Here is a 26,223-nt window from a genome sequence, read left to right as displayed (position 1 = left end):
TATTTCAATGTTAGTGATATAATATCTAACATATATTTCGAGTATATTTTAAATCTATAAGTAAATAGAAAGGATGGTGAAAACTGTTATTAAATTACAATCTAAAGTAGCTTATATTAAAGAGTTAAATTAGTGATTTAATGCAGTAGATATTATGATATTTGATTCACATGCACATTATGATGATGAAGCTTTTAATGAAGATAGAGAAAAGGTAATAATGGGGTTAAATGATAAAGGGGTAATAGGAGTATTAAACTGCGGTGCATCACTTGAGGGCGCAAGAATGTCAGTACAATTATCTAATAAATATGATTTTATATATTCAGCAGTTGGAATACATCCTGAATATGCAAATATTGTTAATGATGAAGTTATCAATGAATTAAGAGATTTAACGCATCAGCCAAAAGTTAGAGCTATTGGGGAAATAGGACTCGATTATCATACTGAAGAAAATCCGGATAGAGAAATACAAAAGAGAGCATTTAAACTTCAAATGGAACTTGCAAAAGAACTTAAATTACCGGTGGTTATACATGATAGAGATGCTCATAAAGATACTTTGGATATACTAAAAGAATTCCCAGAAGTGACAGGTGTAATTCATTGTTTCTCTGGAAGTGTTGAATTTGCGAGGGAGTGTTTGAAGCTCGGTTATTATATAGGATTTACTGGAGTTATAACTTTCAAAAATGCAAAGAAAACAGCAGAGGTTGCAAAAGAGGTACCAATGAATAGAATACTCGTAGAAACAGACTGTCCATATATGGCACCGGTTCCTCTTAGAGGGAAAAGGAATGAATCTGATTATATTAAATATATAATAGAAAAAATATCAGAAGTTAAGGAGAAAACTATCAAAGAAATTGAAGATGCAACAATTTATAATATAAAACATTTGCTAAAAATATTAAAATAGGGTAGAATAAGTAATACTTAACAAATGGAATATTTTTACACTAAGATATTTGTAATTAAAATTAGATTTAAGACATATAATTTTAATGGCAAATATTGTTTGCCGGTTTACCCTCAGGACTGGGTTAATTAATTTATTCTGTAATTATAATTAAATATTATAATTGTATGCATAATGATGCATTATCAGTCAAAACTTAGAGCAATGGGTCGGAAATTTGACATATTTGTTGCTTCAAGGTATAATACCCAAGTGCTCTTGACTAAGGGAGGGAATTTTTATGATGAAAAACGCGAAGAATAACATCAAGAACTATTTTTCGAACGGACCCAAGACAGTTTTTGTAGTAATGCTATTAGTAATGTGCGTTACGGTGACTATATTTAACATGAAAAAAGCTATATCTGTTATTGTTGATGGTAAGGCTATACAAGTTGTTACTTTAAAAAGTAATGTTACACAAATACTAAAAAGTAATAATATAGCATTAGGGGCAAAGGATCAAATAACAGTTAGTTTAGACAGTAAAGTAAAAGACGGAGATAAAATATATATAAAAAAGGCTGTAAATGTTAAAGTAGAAGTTGATGGAAAAAAATACAATATTCTAACTGCTGAAAATACAGTAGAAGATATGCTTAAAGCAGAAAAAATTGTATTGAGCGGAGCAGACAAAGTTAGTCCATCAAAAAGCAAGGATTTAACATCTGGGTTACAAGTGGTAATAACAAGAGTAAATACCAAGACACTTGATGAGACAAAAGCAGTAAACTTTGCAACCGAAATCAAAAATAGTGATGAGCTAGATAAGGGTGTAAAGAAAGTCATTCAAAAGGGTAAAGCAGGTCAGAAGGTTATTACTTCATCTGTTGTCTATGAAAATGGAAAAGAGATATCAAGAAAATTAGTTAGTGAAAAACTTAAATCAGAGCCTGTTAAACAAATAATTGCATTAGGAACTACTAACGTTTATACCGCATCTCGTGGAGGAGACGTTCGTTACTCGAGGAAACTAAGTGTAAGGGCAACAGCATATACTGCTGATTATAGTTGTACGGGCAAAGGTCCGGATGACCCTGCATTAGGTATAACATCCACTGGGGCACGAGCAAAAAGAAACGCTGATGGGTATAGTACTATAGCTGTTGATCCTACTGTTATCCCTCTAGGTACTAAAGTTTATGTAGATGGATATGGATATGCCATTGCAGAAGACATAGGCGGGGCTATAAAGGGTAATCACATAGATTTGTATTTCGATTCCAGTGATGAAATGTGGGGTTGGGGAGCAAGAAATGTTAGTATCTATATTATGGAATAGGAGCATAAGCTCCTTTTTTTTGTCTTATAGTTTATTATTAATAAGTAAAATGGTATTATAGATACAGTATTAGAAGGAAATACTAAGAGAGTTCTTATTATAATTATATAGTGGAGGACATAATCTTAGTTTGGCATAGCACTTGAGATGACGGTTATTATTTGGTATCTCGCACGATAAATAGCAAGGGGGATAATATGATTAAAGAAGTAATAGTAGTTGAAGGAAGAGATGATGTTACAGCGGTTAAAAGAGCAGTAGAGGCTGAACTCATTTCCGTAGGCGGATTTGGAATTAACGAAAAGGTGATTAACAAAATAAGAGAAGCTCAAAAGAGAAAAGGCGTAATAATTTTTACTGATCCAGACTTTGCTGGAGAAAAAATAAGAAGAATTATTACTAAAAGGGTAGCGAATGTAAAACATGCATACATATCTCAAAAAGAAGGAACTAAGGACGGAGATATAGGCGTTGAAAATGCATCACCTGAAACAATATTAAGAGCACTTGAAGCTGCAAAATTCGAAGTGCAAGAAAAAAGAAAAGAATTTGATGTGCATGATATGATATTTTTCAAGTTAACAGCGGATAGCAAGGCAAGGGAAAGACGAGATGCTCTAGGAAATGAATTAGGTATAGGGTATGGAAATGCGTCACAATTTTTGACTAGATTAAACAACTACGGAATTATAAAAGAAGAATTTATAGAGGCTTTAGAAAAAATAAACAAGGAGATGAATTATGGCGGATTTGACGATTAGTGAAGTTAGTAAAAAATATGAATTTAGGTTTAAAAAAGGGTTAGGTCAGAATTTCTTAATAGATGACTCTGTGCTCGATGATGTTGTAGATGGTGCAGAAGTTAATGAAGATGATTTCGTTATAGAAATAGGACCAGGATTTGGTACATTAACTAGAGCACTTTTAAGGAGAGCTAAAAGAGTTTGTGCTATAGAACTAGATGATAAACTTTTGCCGATACTAGAAGATGAGCTTAAAGAGTTCGATAATTTTGAACTTATACATAATGATGCTTTAAAAGTAGATTTCGATGAATTAATTGGGGATGAAAAGTCCGTAAAATTAGTTGCTAATTTACCATATTATTTAACGACTCCAATAATTGTTAAATTACTTACTGGGGGTTATAATTTTAAATCTTTAACTATAATGATACAAAAGGAAGTTGCGCAGAGGATAGATTCAGAGCCTAATTGCAAAGCTTACGGAGCCTTTTCAATATTAGTTCAGTACTATTGTGATACGAAAATACTTCGTCTTGTGCCACCAACAGCATTTTTGCCTGAACCTAAGGTAGAATCTATGGTTATAAGATTAGATAGATTAAAAGAGCCTAAAGTTAAGGTTAATGATGAAGCTTTATTTTTTTCCATAGTAAGAAAATCTTTTAATATGAGGAGAAAAATTTTATGGAATTCTGTTAAGGATATAGGGATTCCTAAAGAAGAGTTACTAAAGTGTTTTGAAAAAGCAAATATTGATCCTAAAAGAAGAGGAGAGACTTTATCTCTCCAGGAATTTGCATTGCTATCTGATGAAATAGGATTTATAAAATAAATTTCAATATGTTGTTCATTTTTGATTACATACTTCATATATTATAATGAATAAGTTTTATATGGAGGTAAAAGAAGGTGACACCTAAAAAAAATTATAGTAGGTATTTCATTATATTACAAGAAGATGAAAAAGGCTATTCATTAGAGTCTGATAAAATTCCTTCTGGGTATGCAAAGCTTGAAATGAAAAACAACAAATGTAAGATTTCATACTATGTACAAAACCTAAGGAAAGAAAAACAACCTTATTACATGATTTTAATATGTGGTAAAAAAGATGTAAACAAGATTATAAAAGTTGGTAAATTGAACATAGACGATCATGGTAGGGTAGACATTTTTCATGAATATGATATGGATAATATAGCGGACACAGGTATTAACGCTGAAAAAATTATTGGAGCTGCAATTGTAAAATTTCTTGATAACAATGTGATTTCAATAATGAGTGGGTTTTCAACAACTGAAAAACCAAATGAATGGAAAGGTTATAAACTAGCGGATTCTAATAAGGAAACTAAAGAAACTAGAACAGATGAAGTGAAAAATGAATTTGATGAATATGAGCAAAGTATCGAAATAATTAAGGTTAAGAGCGACGAAGCACTCAAACATTTAGAGGTTAAAGAAAATGTAGGTAAGAAAGTAGAAGAAAAGAAAGTAAATATTGTGGAAGAACCAAAAGTGGATAATGATCAAAGGATTAAAGATAATGATATTTTACCTTTAGAAAAGCAGAATAATGTAGATGAAGAAGTAGAAGAAGTAGAAGTAGAAGAGAAAGTAGAGATTAATCGAATAGATAATATTTGTGACAGTGAAATTCCAGAAAAGCTAGAAGAAAAACTAGAAGAAAAAAATGAAATTGATAATTTAGAAGATATTGTTGATTTAAACAGAGATAAAGATAAAATGCAATGTAAAGAAGATAAAAAACAAAAGGACTGTGCGTGTAAGGATAATAATGCTTATAAAGCTGAATATCCTAAAGGTGCCATGGGCAATTTCTTCAAGGCAGCGGCGAAAGATTTCACCCAAGTACATGATTTCACTAAGGAAATAAAGTGGTGTAAATGGTATAAGGTACCCGTGCATAACTTAGAAAATATGTATGATTTGAGTGACTATAATAAATATACAATAGCATATTACCCTATGATTTGTTATTATCCATATATTAGAAATTACAAATCATTTATGCTAGGATACAAATGTGATTCAAGTGGAGAAATGAAATATATAGTTTATGGTATACCTGGAAGTAGAAATAAAGCCCATCAGCCCTATGGAGGCAAAACTGGTTTTGTGACTTGGATCGCAGATAAGGGAAATGATGAAATGGGACATTGGTTAATGTTTTATGATTTCAAAAATTCTACAGTTGTTGTCCCCATAAAAAAGTAATATAGAAAAAATAAAATGTGTGACTATTATTTAGTTACACATTTTATTTTTTTAATATTCTTATACTATTTATCATATAGTATATTAATATTAACATTTGAGGGGGGAACCATTGAAGATTATATTTATAAACAGAAAAAAAGTTGGCATTATAGTAATAGTTGTTGGGCTTATGATTACACTACTAGGGATATCAAAACAATTTGATCAAAAGCTAAAAATGACTATTCTTGTAGAAAACAATATTAAGTTATCGGATGATTATGCGGTTATAAATGGGAAAGCAAGTTATAAATTGCCTAAAGGATGGACAACAAACGAAAAGAAATTTTCAGGGGATGAGATTCTATACCACAATGATTTTCAATCATCCGATGCAGTAATTCATGGATTCGTAGAAGTATGGAAAGGGAGAAAGGACTTAAAAGCATTTTTAGATAATAGTAAAAACATATCAGAGGTACAAAATAAAATTAAAAGTTATAAAATAGACGACATTACTATTAATGGCAAAAAAACATATGTAGTACAATATTTAATTAATGTATCGGACAATAATTGGTATAAGTCATATGAATATTTTATTGATGATGGAGAAGAGTTTTATAGATTTTCATTTTTCATAAGAAATGTTAATTTTAAAGAAACTTATGGCGCTATTTTTGAAAGCATAGTTGAAACATTAAAAATTCGATAAGATTAATTATATTTGCTTTAAATTTTTTAGTGTATTATAATCTATCTAATAAGATTTAAGAAATAAAATTATAAGAGAAGCATATGCTTCTCTTAGTGTTTTGTTGTGATAAGTAGATAGAGTGAGTCGAATAAAAGCATAAGTTTAATTAGTAGGGGGGGGTACAAATGAAACCGATATTATTTGAGTTTTCTTTTGTGAAAATTTATGGATATGGATTAATGATAATGATAGGAATTCTTGCAGCACTTTTCTTATTATCATACAGAAGTAAGAAAGAACAATATAACGAGGACAATGTTTGGGATATGGCTATACTCACAATAATATGTGGAGTAATAGGTGGAAAAGTAATGTATATAATTACAGATATTAAAGAAGTATTACAAAATCCTTCGGTATTAAAAAATGTTGGAAATGGTTTTGTTATTTATGGAGCTATTTTGGGAGGCATATTAGGAATTTATATCTATAGCAAAAAAAAGGCTTGGAATACGCTTAGTGTGCTTGATTTATTAGTTCCAAGTTTACCGCTGGCACAGGGATTTGGTAGGATAGGATGTTTTCTAGCTGGATGTTGTTATGGTAAGGTTACTTCACTACCTATAGGCGTAGAGTTTAACAATTCACCCTTTGCACCTGCAAATGTGTTTTTAATACCAACGCAAATTTTTTCTTCAATATTTGATTTTATGTTAGCGTTATTTTTACTTTGGTATGATAGACGAGAAAGAAAAAAAGGAAGAGTATTTTCTCTTTACCTTATTATATATAGTGTAGGAAGATTTTTAATTGAGTTTTTAAGAGGTGACCCTAGAGGAAGTGTAGCAATGTTTTCTACATCTCAATTTATTAGTTTGTTTGTCTTAATCATTGGAATTTTATTATTTAATTTTGAAAAAATAAAAGAAACTATGCGTAAATAATACAAGAACTGTATTTATAAAAATAAGTACAGTTCGTTTTATTGAAATTCTATTAAAAAAGATTAAACATATCATTCTTAAACATATTAGTGAAATTTCCAATATCTAAATCTATAGTATCTCCTGTTTTCGAATTTCTAGGTAACCGAGTTATGCTTACATCTATAGTAGTTCCATCTTGAAAATTTATAAAAGCATCTGTACTGTTCATATCTATTATTTTTCCAAACATCATAAAAACATCCTTTCATAAATAGTTTTACTATAGTTTTAGCAAAAGACATTATTATATTCAAGAAAGTGATAATGTTATTTTGAAATATATACTGGGATGCTTTAAACTATTAATAACTATATGTAGGAGCTTATTTGACATTGTGCTTAGCTTTAAATGCAATAAGGTATCATCAAAAGATAGAATTCAATCTGATGCAGGTGGTGCGATGCTGCTTCATATAAGCTTTGATTTTTGTTTTTTGTAACTAAAAAAACACCTATCACAAAGTGATAGATGTTTTTTCTATAATTAATTTGTATTATAGATTAATTATGTTTTGAATTATAATCTAGTAACGTTTGAAGCTTGAGGTCCTCTAGCGCCAGTAGTTATTTCAAATTGGACTTGTTGTCCTTCTTCTAAAGATTTGTATCCGTCTCCTTGAATAGCTGAGAAATGTACGAATACATCCTCTTCTCCTTCAACTGATAAAAATCCAAACCCTTTTTCTGAATTAAACCATTTAACTGTACCTGTTTTCATATAACTTTCCTCCTGAATAAAAAAATTTGTAACATTTATAATATAATTATAATGATACTACACTTTAGTATGTTTTTAAATAGGTTTTAGAAAAAAATAAATATATTTATCATATTTATACTAATTTATATTAAATATGTATATTGTGGAACTAATTAATTTAAATGTAAATATAGGTAATTTATCTGCTAAATAAAATTCAATATTTTAACGGCTAGAGAATCGGTTATTTCATCATCAATTACTAACGTATTACTGCCTGTTTTTGTGGCATTTTTCATATACATAAGAAATGTTTCGATACCATCTAAAGGGAGAGACACCTGTGATGTTTTGTAGTGCATAGGTATAACTATTTTAGGGTTTATTTTTTTAGTAACTTGTGAGGCTTCTTTTCCGTCTAGTGTGTAGTTGCCACCTACAGGAACAAAAAGTATATCTATAGAGCCTATAGCGTGAAGATCATCATTAGAAAGAGTGTGACCTAAATCACCTAAATGACACACTGAGTACCCATCCATTTTAAAGGTGAATATTATGTTTTCGCCACGTTTTGCGCCTTTGTTTTTGTCATGATAAGAAGGAATACCTTTTATAGGTATATCATAAATAGTGGACATACCAATCTCATTTACAATTTTATAATTACTAGCAAGATCTCTAGTGTAATTGTGATCGAAATGTTGATGGCTTATAGTTACAATATCTGGACTACCTTTATAAATTTCATAACCCAAAGTAGCATCAAATGGATCTGTTAAAAGCTTAGTGCCTTTTGAATCTTCTAAAAGAAAACATGAATGACCTAGCCAAGTGATTTTCATGCAATTCCTCCCTTCTTTAAAAAAAATGTATTTATTTACATAAACTGAAACCATTATTTAAATGGAACGTATCTTATAGTGAATGAATATTTTATAATACTATTTATAATTAAATTATGCCACTATTTATAGAGTAATACACTATAAAATTTAAAGAAGCAGATTATTAATAAATAGTTAAAATATATTGTCAATTATTTCAATGATTTTGTTTAGCAATTATAAAGATTTAGGAGGGGTTATATGAAAAAGATTTTTAAAACATTTGTAATTATGATTTTTGCTTTAATTGTGTGTATACCTATGCAAACAATAGTAAAGGCTAGTACAGTAACAAATATGGATTCTAAAAAAGATGTAGTAGTTAGTAAGCCTTGGACAGTAAGTTTTAACAAGGTGCTTAGTACAACTACGGTAAACACCACAAATATTAAGGTGCTTTCCGAAGATGGTAATTACATAGATATTAAAGTTAGTTTAGAAAATAATAATAAAAATGTAGTGGTCCAACCAGTAAAAGATTATGAATATAATAAGACATATACTTTAATAGTTACAGATCAGGTTAAGTCTTCTGATGGAAAATTTCTTCCGAGTGAAGTTAGGATGAATTTTACTACTAAAATTCAACCTGTAAAAAGCGAACCTACAAAACCAAGTGAATTTACTGTATGTATTGATCCGGGTCAATACTATAAAGTAATTACTGGTGTAAGTGGTGTTAAGGCTAAGGATATAAATTTAAGTACAGCTTTGAAATTAGGCAATATACTAAAAGCAAGAGGATTTAATGTAGTGTATACAAGAACTACAGATTCAGTAGCTTGGACTCAGAGTGGTGAAGATGATGCAAAAGCGTTGATAGCTAAGAATGCTAATGCGAACGTGTTTTTAAGCATAAACACCAATGATTCAGATGCAAATACTGCCAATGGAATTGAAACATATTATACAGCGGATGTTAGTAAGAATAAGACGCTTGCGACCTTCGTTCAAACCGAATTAATAAAAGCAACACAGGCTAAAGATAGAGGTATACAAGTAGGAAGTACTACAATATTAAATAAGACAAGCTGTCCTTCAATAGTTACATATTTGGGTTTCTTATCAAATCCAGCTGAAGAGGCATTATTAAGTAGTGTACAGTATCAAAATAATGCTGCAAAAGCTATGGCTAATGGATTAATGAATTATGCTGGCTTTGCAAATACTGATACTACTTATGACAATACTTTAAAAATATCTTCAATACCAGATATAACAGGGAGTGTAGTAGTTGGAGATACATATTCATTGCCGGGAACTGTAACTGCAATTATGAGTAATGGTTCAAAACAAACGGTTAGTGTAGCGTGGCTTAAATCAGTTGCTACAAGTGTTGTAGGATCCACTACCTACTATGGAACTGTGGTTGGAGCAGTTATTAATGCAAAAGCTGATATTACTGTAAAAGCACCACCTACTACGTCTAAGTACAAGGTAGTTTTAGATCCAGGTCATGGAGGATATGATTCTGGAGCAGTAGGACCGACGGGAGTTATGGAAAAAAACGTAAATCTTGCCATTGCTTTAAAAGTGGGAACGGTATTAACGAAAAACGATGTTGAGACAATATACACAAGAAAAAGTGACACAGTAAGCTGGACAAGCAATGTTACACAGAACCTTCAAGCGATATGTGATATTTCTAATAACGCTAAACCAAATTATTTTGTAAGTATTCATGCGAACAGTGCTGATGCTGTATCAGCTAACGGCACTGAAACTTATACTTATGTTGGAGGCGCAGCTGCAGTGAAACTTGCACAGGCAATCCAGACTAATATAGTAAATGCAACTGGATCAACAGATAGAGGGATCAGAACTGCAAATTATTATGTTATAAAAAATACGGATGCTACAGCTGTACTTGTAGAAACTGGATTTATTTCTAATTCAGCAGAAGAAAAACTATTAAATAACGCAGCATACCAAACTAAATTGGCCAATGCAATTGCAAAAGGTATTCTTAATACTTTAGGAATAACAGATATAACTTATTAATTATTTAAAGGCCTAAGGGTAAAATAACAAAAAACAATCTCAATAGTAAAATACTATTGAGGTTGTTTTTTATGATTAATATTATCTAAGTCTGAAATTTATTAAATATCTAATAAATTCTTTTGGTAGTTAGAATAATTGAATCTAAGTTCTTCAATTTGAGCATCTAATTGTATCTGTAATGTAGAAAGTTCTGCGTAATTTTCAGATTTAGAAGCATCTTTTATCTTAGTAAATAGGCTAGTTTTAGAATAAGTATCTTTCATAAGAGAGTGTCTTAGATCATTAACTTTTTGCCAATTTGCTAAATCTAAATCTAGAGCTTTTTCAGCAGCGTGAATCATTTTACACTTTCTGATTTCTTCTGCATAATTGTTTAACAATCTGTTGTTTATTTCAGTAACCCATCTAGATGTTATTGCCATTCTAAAACTATTTATTATGCTAGTAGTAAATACATCGCCAGTTTTAAGAATTTCAAGTTTAGTTGGGAATTCGTCTAGGGAACTAACATTTTCATAAACAGTTTTAGGTGCTTTACCAAAGTAATCTGCACGCTGCGCTTCAGTATAGTATTCAAATACATCTTCTTCACTTCTGTAAGCTCTATCTTTTTCTAAATAATCTGCGTCGTCTCCTGGTGCTTTAGATAATTCTTTCAAAAGATCGTCTTCTGATTTATTATTTTTGATTGCGTATACTATACCATCAAGCATGCCCATATATAAAGTAGATAAAGCGAGGTAAGTATTAGTATGTGGGCATGGAGCTCTAAGTTCAAATCTTGTAGCAAGTGGATTATCAAGATCTCTTATTAATGCGAGTAATATAGATCTATTTCTAGATGGAACATCAACACTGTGACCAAGTGATGTTACTATACATATAGGAGCCTCAAAACCAACTTTTAATCTTCTTAAAGAATCATTTGTTGAAGAAACAAATGGGTTTATTACTTCATAATTTTTAAGTACGCCCATTACTGAAGCATAACCTAAAGTACTTAGGAAGTGGTTGTTATCTGAATTGAATAAGTTAACTCTTTTTCCACTCTTTAATTTTACAGCGATTCCAATATGAGTATGTTCACCACTGCCGGCTACATCATGAACAGGTTTTGCTAAAAAGTTAACATCTAAACCGTTAAGTCTAAAGGTTTCCTTTACTAAATTTCTAATGAATAACTCATTATCTGCACATTGAAGAGCATCAGAGTATTTCCAATCTATTTCAAGTTGTTCCATAATATGTGTAAGAGAACCAGCTTCGCCTATTTGAGCTTTTACTCCACCAACTTCTTTATGTCCCATCTCAGGCTCGAAACCATACTCCTGCATTAATAGAAGAGTTTGTTCAAGGGCTGTTCTAACATTTCCTTTAGTTTTACTCCAATATTGTTCTTTTAGTACTTGAGATGTAGAAAGTTCTTCTATATCAGCTTTATCATTAGGAGTTTTTACCCAAAATTCTAACTCGGTAGCAGATGTGAGCATTAAATTATCAATATCTTTATATTCAAAATCAAAAGAACTTAAAGCAGATGGATTTTCTTTAAGTAAATCAAGAAGAGTTGTTTTAAAAGTTTCAACAGATCTTTTTAGGATTGATCTTGAATCTACTGGAATTTTATCATGTAATAATGTACATGGAATTTTCAAGGTACCTATTGGTAATTGTGTTTCAGCATCAATGTTTTCATAATTATAATCAATGTACCAATTACAGTCAGCATCTGCAAGCATATCTAATTTAGCATTGTTTAGAGTTGCAATGCCGGGCAATACTACAGATGAACCATCAGTTTGAATAACACCATTTGAGAAACCACTAATATCATCTAAAAATATTTTCATTGGAATTCTCTCATCAGTGTCATTACCTGATAAGTCAATACCAACAAGGGAAACGAATTTCACCTCAGAGTGTGCAAGTAGGATGTCTTTAATGTCCTTTTCAGAATGTTTTTCTTTAGGAATTACATAAATTAATTTTTTCAAAATAATAGTCCTCCTTTAAATATATATTTAATTGTTAAAAAGTCACTGGAATGACTTAATTGACATTTTAATAAATAAAATTTTCAATAAAAATGTTTAAATTGTTTGTGATAATTTGCATACACATGGGTATGTAAAATGCATATTAATACAGAACTAAATTATAGTAGTAAATAAAATGATTTTATTACAAAAATGAAGCCGTGTCAATACAAAACATCATGAATTTTAATTAATTACGAAAAAAAGATACTATTTTGCAAGTTGATAAAAACACAAATTCATTAAAGAAACAAATTTTAAAAGCATTTATATTTTTGTATTACAATAATGTTCATTTTTAACTAATATTATATCACATATACATAGGGAAATGTGCTAAATGAATAATCATAGCAGTTATTGCAAGAATTGTATAATAATACTTGACAAATATTGATACGTTTATTCTTTAATATGATTGGAAAGCTTTAAATTAATAGTTTTAAATTCATATTAATTGTAAGAAAATTCAAAAACAAATTGACAACAAAAATCCATTATAATATAATGGTAAGAAGTTATATTAATTTATAATATATTTATATTAATAAATAATTATGACTAATTAAAAGCTTTGATTAGGAAAAGTATTTAAGCAAGTAACTTAAAGAGAGTGGGGAAAGGTGAAAACCCATAGTGAAGGTTTAAAGAAAATCACCTATGAGCTGAGAGCTGAAAGTTTAGTAAGCTTATCCGTATTTCTGCGTTAAAGAATAAAGTATAATTGTACTTGACTTTATATTTATGTTATAGGTGGTTTAGCGAATTTAACTTCGCCCTATTAAATAGGGCGGAGTTTTTATATTTAAAAATGTAGTTTCAATTAATATCTAATAAAGGTAAAAACAATTAAGATGAAAAGTTCTACATGTCTAATTAATTATTATCAAATAAAATTGAAAAAGGAGTTTTATTATGTATAAAAAAATTGATCCTTCTAAAAACTTTATGGACATAGAAAATGATGTACTTAAGTTTTGGAAAGAAAAAGATATCATTCAAAAGAATTTTGACTTAAATAAAGAGGGAGAGACCTTTACTTTCTATGATGGTCCACCAACAGCAAATGGTAAACCACATATAGGTCACGTTTTAACTAGAGTTATGAAGGATTTAATACCAAGATATAAGGTAATGAAGGGATATAATGTTCCAAGAAAAGCTGGATGGGATACTCATGGATTACCAGTAGAACTTGAAATAGAAAAGAAACTTGGAATTAATGGTAAGCCTGGCATAGAAGCATATGGAGTAGAAAAATTCGTTGAAGAATGTAAGGCTAGTGTTTTTAGTTACGTTAATATGTGGAAAGAAATGTCTGAGAGAGTAGGATACTGGGTTGATATGGATAACCCTTATGTAACTTATCATAATGATTATATTGAATCAGTTTGGTGGGCATTAAAACAAATGTGGGATAAAGATTTATTATACAAAGGTCATAAGGTAATGCCTTATTGCCCAAGATGTGGAACTTCTTTATCTTCTCATGAAGTAGCTCAAGGATATAAAGATGTAAAAGAAATGTCAGCATACGTAAAATTCAAAGTGAAAAATGAAGATAAATACATACTTGTATGGACTACAACTCCTTGGACACTTCCAAGTAATGTGGCACTTGCAGTTAATAAAAAATATGATTATGTTGAAGCCATTCAAGAAGGTGAAACTCTAATACTCTCAAGAGAGCTATTAGGTAAACTAGAAGGAGAGTATGAAGTAGTACGTGAATTTAAAGGAGAAGCTCTACTGGGCCTTGAATATGAGCAAATGTTTGATTTCTATACACCAAAAGAAAAAGCTTTCTATGTAGTTCATGGAGATTTTGTAACCCTTTCTGATGGTACAGGGATAGTTCATATTGCACCAGCATATGGTGAAGACGATAACTTACTTGGTAAGAAATATGATTTGCCACTTATTAACTTAGTTGATGTGGAAGGTAAGTTTGTTGACTGTGTTACTCCATGGAAAGGCATTTTTGTTAAAGATGCAGATGCTAAGATATTAGAATACTTAAAAGAAAATAATGTTTTATATAAAGCAGAGAAATTTGAACATTCATATCCACATTGCTGGAGATGTGATACACCACTTTTATATTATCCAAGAGAAAGCTGGTTTGTAAGAATGTCTTCTATGAGAGACAAACTCATAGAAAATAATAATAAGGTTAATTGGATGCCAGACAACGTTAGAACAGGCAGAATGGGTAAATTCCTTGAAGGCGTTATAGATTGGAGTATAAGTAGAACAAGGTATTGGGGAACTCCACTTCCAATATGGGAATGCGAATGCGGACATCGAGAACTTATAGGAAGCATAGCAGAACTTAATGAAAAAGGAATAGATGTACCGGATGGAATAGAACTTCATAAACCATATATAGATAATGTACACTTAAAGTGTCCTGAATGCGGAAAAACTATGACTAGGGTAGAAGAAGTTATAGATTGTTGGTTTGATTCAGGATCAATGCCATTTGCGCAACATCACTATCCATTTGAAAACAAAGAAGTATTTGAAGCTAACTTCCCAGCTCAATTTATTTCAGAGGCAGTTGATCAAACAAGAGGATGGTTCTATACATTACTTGCAATATCTACTACTGTATTTGATACAAACCCATTTGAAAACTGTATAGTACTTGGCCATGTATTAGATAAAAACGGACTTAAAATGTCTAAACATAAAGGTAATGTGTTAAGTCCATTTACGATTCTCGAAAATCAAGGAGCAGACGCACTTAGATGGTATTTCTATACAGCTAGTGCACCATGGTTACCATCAAGATTTTATGAGGGTGCAGTTATAGATGCACAAAGAAAGTTCATAGGAACACTTTGGAATGTATACTCATTCTACGTTTTATATGCTGATATTGATAATTTTGACCCAACTAAATATGAAAGCTTTAAATCAGTTAATATTATGGACAAATGGATGATGTCAAAATTAAATTCATTAGTGAAAGATATAGATGAACACTTAACTAACTATAGAATAACTCAAGGAGCACTTGAACTAGAAGACTTTATTGAGGAGCTTTCTAACTGGTATGTAAGACGTAATAGATCAAGATATTGGGTAGAGTCACTTACAGAAGATAAGATAGGCGCTTATATGACGCTATATAGAGTTATCACGACTTTTGCAAAAATATCTGCACCATTTATACCGTTTATAACAGAAGAACTATATCAGAACTTAGTAGTTGCTTTTGATAAAAATGCACCAGAGAGTATTCATTTATGTGCTTGGCCTGAATATAGAGAAGATCAAGTAGATAAGGCATTAGAAGAAGAAATGGATGTGGCTTATAGAACTGTTAAATTAGGAAGAAGTGCACGAAATGCTGCTAATATAAAAAATAGACAGCCACTTTCTAAGATGCTTGTTAGTTCTAAATCTCTTCCAGAATATTATGGACAGATAGTTAAAGAAGAACTTAACATTAAGGAAGTAGAGCTAGGCGCCGATATTTCTAAATACGTTAAATTCGAAATCAAACCTAATTTACCAGTACTTGGGAAACCGTATGGCAGATTAATACCTGGTATAAAAAAAGCTATTGGAGCTATGAACCAAATGGAACTTGCTCAAACTATAAATAAGGGTAATGTAGTTATTATCAACGTAAATGGAACTGAAATAGAATTAGATAGTGAAAAATTACTTGTTACAATGCAAGGACTTGAAGGATACGCTTTTGCTGGCGAAGGCGAAATGGGAGTAGTATTAATCACTCACATAACTGATGAGCTTAAAGAAGAAGGAAATGTACGTGAAATCTTAAGTAAAATTCAAAATATGAGAAAAGAAAGTGGTTTTGAAGTTGCTGATAAGATTAGAACATACGTATCTGGAAATGAAATGCTTCAGAATGTAATAGCTAAATTTGAAGATCAAATTAAAAAAGATACTTTATCTGTCGAAATTGTATATAACGAAGGCAGAGAATACAAAACAGTAAAGATAAATGGTGAAGACTTACAATTAGATTTAGTTAAGCTATAATTAATAATAGCAAAAGGGAGTATGTGGCAATTGTCACATACTCTATTTTTAACAAAGATAAAATTTGGGTATTATCTATAAAATCAGGAAATAAATAAGATAAGGCTACGATTAAGGAATATATTAACTGGCAATAATAAAAAGTATAGGTTAAGATTACTGTATTGGGACATACTTTAGTGTAAGTTCGTATTATAGCTTGAAATGAAAGGTTTTTATAAGTATAATGGTAAGATAAGAAAATAGTAGGAGTTGAGGAATATGGCTGCTTCAATAAAAGATGTTGCAAGAGAGGCGGGAGTTTCTATTGCCACAGTATCAAGAGTATTAAATGACATAGATGTTGTAAATGAAGACACCAAGAAAAAGGTAAAAGACGCTATAAAAAAATTATCATATAGGCCGAATATAGTTGCAAGAAGCTTAAAAACACAAAAATCTAGTACAATAGGAATAATTATACCGGATATATCCAATCAGTTTTACCCTGAAATAGTTAGGGGTTGCGAGGATGTAGCTAACATTTATAATTATAATATTATGCTTTGCAATGCAGATTTAGATGTAGAAAAAGAAATGGAATCTTTAAGAATACTTAAAGAAAAAATGATAGATGGAGTTATATATATGAGTAATTCCATAGAGAATAATGTTATAGATTTAATAAAAGAATTAGAAATGCCAGTGGTTCTTGTAGAGACTACTGATGCCCAGGGTATATTCCCTAGTGTTGCTATTGATAATGTAATGGCAGCAGCGGATGCAGTAAAATACTTAATAAACAAAGGTAACAAAAATGTTGCATATGTAGGGACTTCTATAGAAAAAGTCAATGCATTGTCTCAAAGATATACAGGCTATACAAAAGGACTTTCAGATATGGGAATAACTCTTAATAAAGATTTAGTTTACCATGGTGGAGTTAAAGCTAGAGACGGATATACAGGAATTAATGTTATATTAGATACGGGTGCCGAGGTGGATGCTGTATTCTGTGCTAGTGATGAAATAGCTATGGGAGTAATAAATGCATTAAGAGATAAATCTATTAATGTCCCAGAAAAGATAGATGTCATGGGTTTTGATGATATTTATTCAGCTTCAACATTTTATCCAAAGCTTACCACAGTATCTCAACCAATGTATGATATGGGTTCTGTTGGTATGAGAATGCTTATAAAATCTATAAACAATTTGGTAGTTGAGGAAAAACATTTTGTATTACCTTATAGAATAGTGGAGAGAGATTCTTGTAAATAAATATAAGTCTTATTAAAACTACTTAAGTTTTAATAAGACTTTTTACATTTTTAATAAATTGGAGGTATAAGCTTTGAATATTAATGAAAAAGTAGAAAAAATATTCTCATATTTACTCAGCATTAAAAATATGAATCAAAAAACTATAAGAAATATAAATGAATATGAAAAAGTATATTGGGAAAAAGAACTCCAAGATATTAGTGGATGTATTTTTAATATTGATGACAATAAAGATTACTGGTTAAGCATAGATGAGAGGGCGGAAAAATTATATAATCAGTTTCAAAAAACATATCTACAATTAGAAAAAAACAGTGAAGACCTAGAGATAATTTGGTCAAATGGAATACTAAGTTGGGAAAAAGAGGATAAAGAAATAATTCATCCTATCTTTACTACTAAAATGGAGATAAAATTTGATTCAAAGAAAAAAAGGTTCACTTTAAAACCATATAATAATCAAACAAATGTGGAACTTGAATTTTTAAATGAGTATTTAGAGGTAAACCTAGATAGTTTAATAAAAATTAGAAACAAAGCAAAAGATATGGCTTTGGATGTAAGAAATATTAAAATGGCTTCAAAAATATTTGAAGAGTTAGCTACGCTTTTAAATTCTTATACAAAAGATGTCTATATTGATGAGCTAAGTAGTGATTCTGACATATTAACTAAAACTAATATACAATTTTATAATGCACCTTGCATAATACTTAGAAAGGTTGACACAAGACTTTGGAATATGGAATTAAATGATGTATTGTCACAAGTAAGAGCAGGATTCCCTATTCCTAAAACTGTAGAGGCTATTGTCTCGGAAGAAGAAATAACGCAAGACGTTCAGACTTCTAATGAATGGAAGGAAGTAGGAGAAGATGTATTGTTTCCATTACCTGCAAATGAAGAGCAAATGGAAATAACTAAAAAACTTTCTGAAAACTTTGGCGTAGTTATACAGGGGCCACCAGGTACTGGTAAAAGCCATTCTATTGCTAATTTAATATGTCATCTTTTAGCCCATGGCAAAAGGGTATTAGTGACAAGTCAAACAGATAGGGCACTAAGGGTTTTGTCTAATAAAATACCAGAAGAGGTTAGAGCATTATGCATTAGCATACTAGGAAATGATACTAAGTCTCTGGAAGAATTGGATGAGTCTGTTAGAAAAATAACAGAAAGTTTATCAATGGACACTAAAGAATTGCGTAAGGAAATAAAACTTTTAAAATATAAACATAATAATTGTGTTGATACACAGAAAAGGTTATATAAAGAGCTAAAATGTATTGATGATAGAGAGAATGAAAAGGTAGAATACGCGGGTCAAAAGTATACACTAATGTATATGGCTAATTGGGTTAAAGATAATGAAGTTAATCATTCGTGGATAGTAGATAAGCTTGATTTTAATAAAGAAAATCTCTTAACTTCTGAAGAATTTAAAAGGCTAGTTACATTGTCATCTGTGATTACAAAGCAGCAAATAGATGAAATAGATAACATAGATAAATACATAGCGATACTTCCAAGAGAAGAAGAGTTATGTGATGATATTGAGGAACTAATTAAACTAGGGCAGCAAAAACATATTTATGAAGATGATATTAAGGACTTAAATAGTGTAAGTCCTATAGATTATGGAAATAGAAGATTACTTAAACTGGTAGATGATGCAATAGAAAAATTTGAAGGTTTTGAAAATAGCTGGTTAGGGAATGTTATGAAAGGTTATTATTCTAACATTGAGGCACAAGGTTTGTGGCAACAATTAGCACATAAAGGCAATGAATATATAAAAGAGATAAGTAAATTAAAACAAGAATTAAATAATCATAAATTGGAATTACCATCAATCATTGATATAAACAGATTTAAAAATGATTTTGCTATTATAGCAAAAACAATTAGCGAAAAAGGTAAACTAGGAGGTCTCTTTAAAATACTTCATGGGAATCTTAAATATATATTCGAGGGCTGCAAGGTAGATTATGAGTGTATAAATACAAGCGATCAAATAATTGTGGTTGATTTATATATAAAACTTCAGCTAGTAGAGAGGGAACTTAAAAATATTTGGAATAACACAGTAAAAGAATATGGTGGAAAACTTATCGATGATACAAATTCAAATTATGTAAGTGAAATAGTAGATGATATTAAAGAGATTTACGAAATTATTAATTGGGACAAAACCTTTAAAAATAACATAATTAATTTTTTACCAGATAAAAACCTGAATGGAAAGAATTTACCGAGTGATTCGTATTGGTATGATAAAGAAACGTATATTCATCTCAAAAATGGATTTGAGAGTTTAAAACATAGAAATAGATATAATAAATTGAATTTAAAAATGGAAGAAATAAAGACAACTTTTAATAAGGATGGTTGCTTAGGGAAATTACAAGATGCTATAAATATAAGAAGTTTAAAGGGCGTACAAGCTGTTTATATAGAGATCAGAGAACTAATGCAGATAGCCCATAATGCGTTAGAGTTAAAAGAATTATGTTATAAATTGAAAATGTGTTGCCCTCTATTACTTGAAAATATTATAAATGATGAAGATAAAACCATAGAAGATCTAGAGAGTTTAAGTTTTGAAAAGGCATGGACGTGGAGAAAATGGAATGACTATTTACAAAAATTAGAAGAGGTTGATATAGAAGCCCTAGAGAAAGATATTGCCCGGGAAAAAAGTAAAGAAAAGCAAATTATAAGAGATCTTGTTTCTAAAAGAAGTTGGTTTAATCAAATAGAGAGGACTACAGAGGTTCAGAAACGAAGTCTATTTACATGGATGGAAGCTATAAAAAGGATAGGTAAAGGTACAGGTACTCAGGCAGTAAAGTATAGAAAAATCGCACAAAAGGAAATGGATAATTGTAAGGATGTAATTCCTGTATGGATAATGCCAATAAATAGAGTTATGGAAAATTTGAAGCTAACAGATAACTTATTTGATGTGGTAATTGTAGATGAGAGTAGTCAAAGTGACATATCGGCTATAACCGTTTTAATGAGAGCTAAAAAGGCGATTATTGTAGGAGATGAAAAGCAAATAAGTCCTGAAGCAATTGGAAAAGATCATGCAATTGTTGAAACACTTATAAGTACTTATTTAGAGGATATTCCACATGCGGAGTGGTTTGATTTAAAGACAAGTTTGTATAATACTGCCCTTAGAGTATTTCCGAGCAGGTTATTATTAAAGGAACATTTTAGATGCGTACCAGAGATAATTGGATTTAGTAATGAATTGTGCTACTCCAATGAAATAATACCTTTAAGGCGAATAGAAGAAAAAGAAAAAGTCGGACCATTTATAGTAACATCTAAAGTAATAGGCGGATACAAGGATAAAACCAAGGCCTTAAATGTATTAGAGGCAGAGAAGATCGTAACACAGATATTAGAGTGCTGTAGCAATGAAAGGTATAAAGGCATGAGTATGGGAGTAATATCGCTTCTAGGAGACGTCCAAGCCGAATTAATACTAAGCATGTTAGTGGATAAACTCGGTATGGAGGAAATCTTGAAGCGAAGGCTTATATGTGGAGATGCATATTCATTCCAAGGTGATGAGAGAGATGTAATGTTCTTATCTATGCTTATTGCAAACAATGCCAAATTTGCAGCTTTAACTAAAGACTCTGATATAAGAAGATTTAATGTAGCAGCTAGCCGTGCTAGAAATCAAATGTGGTTATTTCACTCAGTAGATTTAGAGGACCTTAATGATAAGTGTGTTAGATATGCTTTATTAAAATATTGTATAGATGAGAATGAACCAAAAAAAGAGATTAAGCCTGAGAAACATTTATTATTAAATGATTTTGAAGAAAATATAGGAAGACATATAAAAGAAAATGGGTATAAGATTAAACCAAAAGTTAAAGTAGGAAAATATATTATAGATTTCGTTGTAGAAACAGACTTGTCTATACCTTCTAGCGATGATTTTTATAAGAAAATAGCAGTGAAATGTATTGGAATGACAGAGGACGAAGACTACGACTGGAAAAAACAGTATGAAATGCAGATGTGCCTCGAGAGAGTTGGATGGGAGTTTTATAAAATACGTGCTAGTGAATTTTATAGAAATCCTACATTAGTTATGGATAAGTTGATTGAAAAATTAAAAAATTAAAGTAGATAGGAATTTTAGTATTGCTTGAATTTTTATACTAATATTTGTTATATAGTTATAACCATAACAATATAATAATACTATAATTTTTTTAATAAGAGGGTGAGAAGAATGACTTGCAAATCTGGTATCACAATATGTATGATGTGGAAAAACAAAGAAGGCGAATCATTTAAAGTAGGAGAATTAAGTAAAAAAACTGGAAAGTATTATTTTAAATATGATATTAATGGTGTTGAAAGTGCTAAAGAATATGGATTTTGTCCATTGCCGTATTTCCCTAAAGTAGACGCAAAGTATTTTAGAGAAGAGCTATTTAGAACATTTTCTAATCGTCTACCAGGTCATGCTAAAAAGGATAAAACATCTATTTTAAAAGAGTATGGCCTTGAAAAATATGATGACTTCGAATTGTTAAAAAAAATCGGAGACAAAATGCTAAACGACAACATTGAATTTATTTCGCCTTTTGGTGAAGAAAAAACTGTTTTGGATGAAGAACACAACATTCATGAGGAAGAACATAGTGCTTTGGATGAAAAATAAATAAAAACGTTAAAGGCGTGTAAAATGAAAATATATTTTCCATTTTATACGCTTTTATTTTTTTGACATAAAAATTGTTCTCACAACATAGACATGTAATTCATAAAATAAAATGAGTAATAATTTGGGGTGGTATTTTGTTATACGTACTAATCTTAGCAGGTGGAAAAGGAACAAGACTTTACCCTCTATCTCGTGCCCAAAACCCAAAGCAGTTTTTAAATATTATTAATAATAAGAGCTTTTTAAGAAGCACTGTGGATAGAATAAAATGTTTGGTTAGCAATGAAAATATCTATGTAGTTACTAATGAAGAGTACTTTGATAAAATTTGTGAGGAACTTCCAGAGATTAAAAAAGAAAATATATTTGTAGAACCAAGTAACAAAGAGACCGCTACGTGTATTGGTCTATCTGCTGCAAAACTATTAAAACTAGACAAGGAAGCAACCATGATAGTACTACCTTCTGATCATTATATAGAAAATGAAAGGGAGTTTAAAGAAACAGTACTACAAGGAGTTGAAATTGCAAATAAAAAAAGAGGTCTAGTAACCATAGGGGTACAGCCCACAAGACCAGAGACTGGTTACGGTTATATAGAAATGGGCGATAGGGTAAATGCAGATATGCCTACATTTAGAGTAGAGCGATTTTTAGAAAAACCTAACTCAGAGGTAGCAAAGGATTTGCTTATAAAAGGTAATTTTCTTTGGAATAGTGGTATGTTTGTATGGAGAGCAGATGTGTATTTACGTGAAATGGAAAAGTATTTACCTAAGATGTATAAAAGATTAATGACCATCTATCAATCTTTAGAGACTGATGAGGAAAGCAATGTAATAAAAGAACAATATAATGAAATAGATGGGATATCAGTAGATTTTGGTATAATGCAGAAAACCAGAAAGGCATTTGTTATAAAATGCGATTTTGTATGGGATGATATAGGAACGTTTGCAGCACTTTCAAGATTTCTGAGTAATTTACGTGGTAACAATGTTTTGGGTAATACATTTATGGAAGAGAGCGAAAACTGCTCAGTATTTGGTAAAGATAGATTGATAATTGGATTTGGTATAAAGGATCTTATAATTGTTGATGCGGGAGATGTAATACTTGTAATGGACAAAAATAAGGATCAGGAGATTAAACATTTAGTTAATGAACTTAAAGAAAGTAAAGAAACTGAGAAATATATATAGAAAGGTTTTAATAAGCTCCACTTAAGGTGGTTAACCTTAGGTGGAGCTTTAATTTATACATAAATAAAATAGCCAAATTTTTGACGTTTTTCCATTCATTTATCATTATTATTCTGACTCTTGGATGAGTAAAAAGTAGTATAATTGGATAAATATTTTAATTAGAAAAAATAAATTAACTATTAGTTACTTTTTATGAACAAAAGATGAAAATGCTTCAATTGTTTAAATTATATAACTTTGATATCATTTAATTAATGAAGTCATAAGTTAATTAAATGTATAAATAAATGGAGGAGTTAATTTTATGAGAATAAGTGAGGTTATTAGAAGGTATAGAAAAAAAGAAAATCTTACTCAAGAGCAAGTTGCTAATTATTTAAATATAAGTGCACCAGCAGTAAACAAATGGGAAAGTGGAATATCATGCCCAGATATATCACTGTTAGCACCACTTGCACGTGTTTTAAAAACTGATGTTAATACTTTACTAGCATTTAATGAGGAATTAACAGATGTAGAAGTAAAAAAGCTTACAAAAGAGGTAGGTGAAATGGCATCAAAAGAGGGAATTCAAAAGGCTTTTGAAAAGGCTAATGATTTAATTAAAAAATATCCCAATTGTGATGAGTTGATATATTGGATATCAGTAGTATTAAGAATATATTTATTAGGGCCTCAAATTGAGGAAAAAGATAAATATGAAAGAAAAATCATTGTTTGGCTTGAACTTGTAGCAACAAGTAGTAAAGAAAAGACAGCTTCTATGGCAAAATTAGAATTATCAGCAATGTATAGGGCTAAAAAAGAGTATAAAAAAGCTCAAGAATTATTAGATAAAATTCCGGAAATAGAGGTGGATAAAAAATTTCAACAGGCATTATTATTTGAAAGTAGCGAAAAAATTGATGAGGCTTATGGCGCCTATGAAGGCATATTAAGGAAAAATGCTCATGAAACATTTGCTACTTTAGTTTGTATAATGCTGCTGTTATACAAAGAAAAGAAATTTAGTGAAGCAGAAGAATACATAGAACGTGCTAAAAAGGTTGCTGATGTATTTGATTTAGGAGCATACCATAAATATTCATTAGATTTATGGTATGCAAAAGAAAAACAAGATAAAGAAAAAGCTATTGAAATGATTATAAATATGGTAAATGAAGCAAGTAGCATAGATGGTTTTATGAAGTCAAAACTATATAAGCATATAAAATTTAATGTCACCAACAGTTGGGACAAAGATAAATATGAAAGAACAGTAAAAGGGGCATTTAAAATAGATAAAACCCTTGATTTTGTCAAAGATGATCCCAGGATAAAATTTCTATTGGACTAAGACTAATTTTCTTATATTTCGTTGTAAACATTCAGAATACAAATTATATATTAATGTTTTGAATGTAACACAACGTTACATTGAATGTCATATTGTAAATGTTATATTTCATGTGAAAGTATGTCAATATAAAAAGGTGGTACATAAATAAAAGTCTACATGGAAAAAGTATGGTCTGAGCAAAAATCGGGTGATATATATAGAACCTTTACAGCAGATTTTGAGAGCACTGTTCCAAGCGAATATACGAAAAATGGCAAAGTACATTTATTCTTTGTCATTAAATTTAATTGCATTAAGCATAAAAAATATTTGCTTCCAGATGGCAAAGAATTTTTTAAGATGGACTTCAAACAATGAATATATTTATTTTAAGACAAACTTATAAAAAATCGTATAGTAATGATTTGAAAATGTAAAGGGGAGAATTAATTTGAAAACAATTGGTTTAATAGGTGGAATGAGTTGGGAATCATCACTTGAATATTACAGAATTATAAATGAAACTATCAAATTAAAATTAGGAGGACTTCATTCGGCACAATGCTTAATGTATTCAGTAGATTTCGAAGAAATAGAAGTATTACAACATGAAAATAAGTGGGATGAATTAACTAATATTATGGTCAATGCTGCTGAAAAGCTTAAAAATGGCGGTGCTGATTTTATTATAATATGTACTAATACAATGCATAAAATGGCAAGTGATATAGAGAACAAGGTAGGAATAAAAGTTTTGCATATAGCCGAAGTAACAGGTGAAAAAATAATTGAAAAGGGAATGAAAAAGGTTGGATTACTTGGAACTAAATTTACTATGGAACAAGATTTTTATAAACAGGTGTTAAAGGAAAAATGTAATATTGATGTGGTTATTCCAGATGAAAATGAGAGAGAAATCGTTCATGAAATTATTTATAATGAATTATGTAAGGGCATAATAAATGAGGTCTCAAAGAAAAAATATATAAATATTATAAATAATTTAGCATTAAGAGGTGCTGAGGGAGTAGTTCTAGGGTGTACAGAAATACCGTTATTGATAAAGCAAGAAGATGTTAATATACCAGTTTTTGATACAACAACAATACATGCTATCTCTGCGGTTGAATTTGCTTTAGATAAATAGTCTGAAAATCGTTATGATAGTACAGATAAACCTTTGAAAATGATTGGGTTAATTATTT

General features: G+C 30.2%; 19 protein-coding genes, 1 pseudogene and 1 other annotated feature. Of the genes and pseudogenes, 16 read left to right on the top strand and 4 right to left on the bottom strand.

Going from position 1 to position 26,223, the window contains the following annotated elements; all coding sequences use genetic code 11:
- The first annotated feature begins 154 nt into the window (after positions 1-154).
- The 7 genes from LL038_RS18685 (at position 155) to LL038_RS18655 (ending at position 6,850) form a co-directional block, all read left to right on the top strand.
- A complete protein-coding gene (locus LL038_RS18685) occupies positions 155-922 on the top strand; it encodes a TatD family hydrolase (RefSeq protein WP_216124637.1) in 768 nt (255 codons plus the stop codon).
- Between the two features lie 280 nt (positions 923-1,202).
- Positions 1,203-2,243 carry a 3D domain-containing protein gene (locus LL038_RS18680; protein WP_216124634.1) on the top strand — a complete coding sequence of 347 codons (1,041 nt, stop codon included), beginning with the start codon at positions 1,203-1,205 and terminating at the stop codon, positions 2,241-2,243.
- 197 nt (positions 2,244-2,440) lie between these two features.
- Complete coding sequence (gene rnmV, locus LL038_RS18675; protein ID WP_152749610.1) at positions 2,441-3,004, top strand: ribonuclease M5; 564 nt, start codon at positions 2,441-2,443, stop codon at positions 3,002-3,004.
- Positions 2,985-3,821 carry a 16S rRNA (adenine(1518)-N(6)/adenine(1519)-N(6))-dimethyltransferase RsmA gene (gene rsmA, locus LL038_RS18670; RefSeq protein ID WP_216124631.1) on the top strand — a complete coding sequence of 279 codons (837 nt, stop codon included), beginning with the start codon at positions 2,985-2,987 and terminating at the stop codon, positions 3,819-3,821. Before rnmV ends, rsmA begins: the two co-directional genes overlap by 20 nt.
- A 77-nt stretch (positions 3,822-3,898) precedes the next feature.
- Positions 3,899-5,227, top strand: a complete 1,329-nt coding sequence (locus LL038_RS18665) for a hypothetical protein (RefSeq protein WP_216124628.1) — start codon at positions 3,899-3,901, stop codon at positions 5,225-5,227.
- 112 nt (positions 5,228-5,339) lie between these two features.
- The gene (locus LL038_RS18660; protein WP_216124626.1) at positions 5,340-5,924 is read left to right on the top strand and encodes a hypothetical protein; all 585 of its coding nucleotides are present in this window, start codon (positions 5,340-5,342) and stop codon (positions 5,922-5,924) included.
- A gap of 167 nt (positions 5,925-6,091) precedes the next feature.
- On the top strand, positions 6,092-6,850 hold the full coding sequence (locus LL038_RS18655; RefSeq protein ID WP_216124624.1) for a prolipoprotein diacylglyceryl transferase: 759 nt from the start codon (positions 6,092-6,094) through the stop codon (positions 6,848-6,850).
- 52 nt (positions 6,851-6,902) lie between these two features.
- Here the strand turns inward: LL038_RS18655 and LL038_RS18650 are convergent, their stop codons facing one another.
- The 3 genes from LL038_RS18650 to LL038_RS18640 all read right to left on the bottom strand — a co-directional run bounded on the left by LL038_RS18650 (position 6,903) and on the right by LL038_RS18640 (position 8,434).
- On the bottom strand, positions 6,903-7,085 hold the full coding sequence (locus tag LL038_RS18650; RefSeq protein WP_253200087.1) for a DUF3006 domain-containing protein: 183 nt from the start codon (positions 7,083-7,085) through the stop codon (positions 6,903-6,905).
- Positions 7,086-7,409: 324 nt separating this feature from the next.
- On the bottom strand, positions 7,410-7,610 hold the full coding sequence (locus LL038_RS18645) for a cold-shock protein (RefSeq protein ID WP_071611001.1): 201 nt from the start codon (positions 7,608-7,610) through the stop codon (positions 7,410-7,412).
- A gap of 188 nt (positions 7,611-7,798) precedes the next feature.
- Positions 7,799-8,434 (bottom strand): MBL fold metallo-hydrolase, encoded by a 636-nt coding sequence (locus LL038_RS18640; protein ID WP_216124621.1) that lies wholly within the window; start codon positions 8,432-8,434, stop codon positions 7,799-7,801.
- Between the two features lie 243 nt (positions 8,435-8,677).
- On the opposite strand from LL038_RS18640, the gene LL038_RS18635 reads away from it, so the two are divergent.
- Positions 8,678-10,477: an N-acetylmuramoyl-L-alanine amidase gene (locus tag LL038_RS18635; RefSeq protein WP_216124614.1), complete on the top strand. Its 1,800-nt coding sequence runs from the start codon at positions 8,678-8,680 to the stop codon at positions 10,475-10,477.
- A 101-nt stretch (positions 10,478-10,578) separates the two neighbouring features.
- Here LL038_RS18635 and LL038_RS18630 read toward each other — a convergent pair whose 3' ends face one another.
- A complete protein-coding gene (locus tag LL038_RS18630) occupies positions 10,579-12,477 on the bottom strand; it encodes a glutamine synthetase (RefSeq protein WP_216124713.1) in 1,899 nt (632 codons plus the stop codon).
- 604 nt (positions 12,478-13,081) lie between these two features.
- Positions 13,082-13,300 (top strand) — a binding site (T-box leader).
- Positions 13,301-13,431: 131 nt separating this feature from the next.
- Between LL038_RS18630 and ileS the strand changes: the two genes are divergently transcribed.
- The 8 genes and pseudogenes from ileS to LL038_RS18590 all read left to right on the top strand — a co-directional run bounded on the left by ileS (position 13,432) and on the right by LL038_RS18590 (position 26,165).
- Positions 13,432-16,533 carry an isoleucine--tRNA ligase gene (gene ileS / locus LL038_RS18625; RefSeq protein ID WP_216124612.1) on the top strand — a complete coding sequence of 1,034 codons (3,102 nt, stop codon included), beginning with the start codon at positions 13,432-13,434 and terminating at the stop codon, positions 16,531-16,533.
- Between the two features lie 261 nt (positions 16,534-16,794).
- A complete protein-coding gene (locus LL038_RS18620; protein ID WP_216124601.1) occupies positions 16,795-17,793 on the top strand; it encodes a LacI family DNA-binding transcriptional regulator in 999 nt (332 codons plus the stop codon).
- Between the two features lie 73 nt (positions 17,794-17,866).
- Positions 17,867-21,946 (top strand): AAA domain-containing protein, encoded by a 4,080-nt coding sequence (locus tag LL038_RS18615; RefSeq protein WP_216124598.1) that lies wholly within the window; start codon positions 17,867-17,869, stop codon positions 21,944-21,946.
- Between the two features lie 111 nt (positions 21,947-22,057).
- Positions 22,058-22,492 (top strand): HipA N-terminal domain-containing protein, encoded by a 435-nt coding sequence (locus LL038_RS18610; RefSeq protein ID WP_216124595.1) that lies wholly within the window; start codon positions 22,058-22,060, stop codon positions 22,490-22,492.
- A 137-nt stretch (positions 22,493-22,629) separates the two neighbouring features.
- Positions 22,630-23,697: a mannose-1-phosphate guanylyltransferase gene (locus tag LL038_RS18605; protein ID WP_216124594.1), complete on the top strand. Its 1,068-nt coding sequence runs from the start codon at positions 22,630-22,632 to the stop codon at positions 23,695-23,697.
- A 307-nt stretch (positions 23,698-24,004) separates the two neighbouring features.
- Positions 24,005-25,036 (top strand): helix-turn-helix domain-containing protein, encoded by a 1,032-nt coding sequence (locus LL038_RS18600; protein ID WP_216124591.1) that lies wholly within the window; start codon positions 24,005-24,007, stop codon positions 25,034-25,036.
- Between the two features lie 162 nt (positions 25,037-25,198).
- A pseudogene (locus tag LL038_RS18595) lies at positions 25,199-25,318 on the top strand (AraC family transcriptional regulator); the annotation flags it as partial.
- A gap of 151 nt (positions 25,319-25,469) precedes the next feature.
- Positions 25,470-26,165 carry an aspartate/glutamate racemase family protein gene (locus LL038_RS18590; protein ID WP_216124589.1) on the top strand — a complete coding sequence of 232 codons (696 nt, stop codon included), beginning with the start codon at positions 25,470-25,472 and terminating at the stop codon, positions 26,163-26,165.
- Positions 26,166-26,223 lie beyond the last annotated feature (58 nt).

It is taken from the genome of Clostridium estertheticum, assembly GCF_026650985.1.
In the GTDB taxonomy this organism is placed as follows: domain Bacteria; phylum Bacillota; class Clostridia; order Clostridiales; family Clostridiaceae; genus Clostridium_AD; species Clostridium_AD estertheticum_C.
The sequence above is the reverse complement of the archived record's forward strand: the minus strand, read 5'-3'. Positions and strand labels throughout refer to the sequence as shown.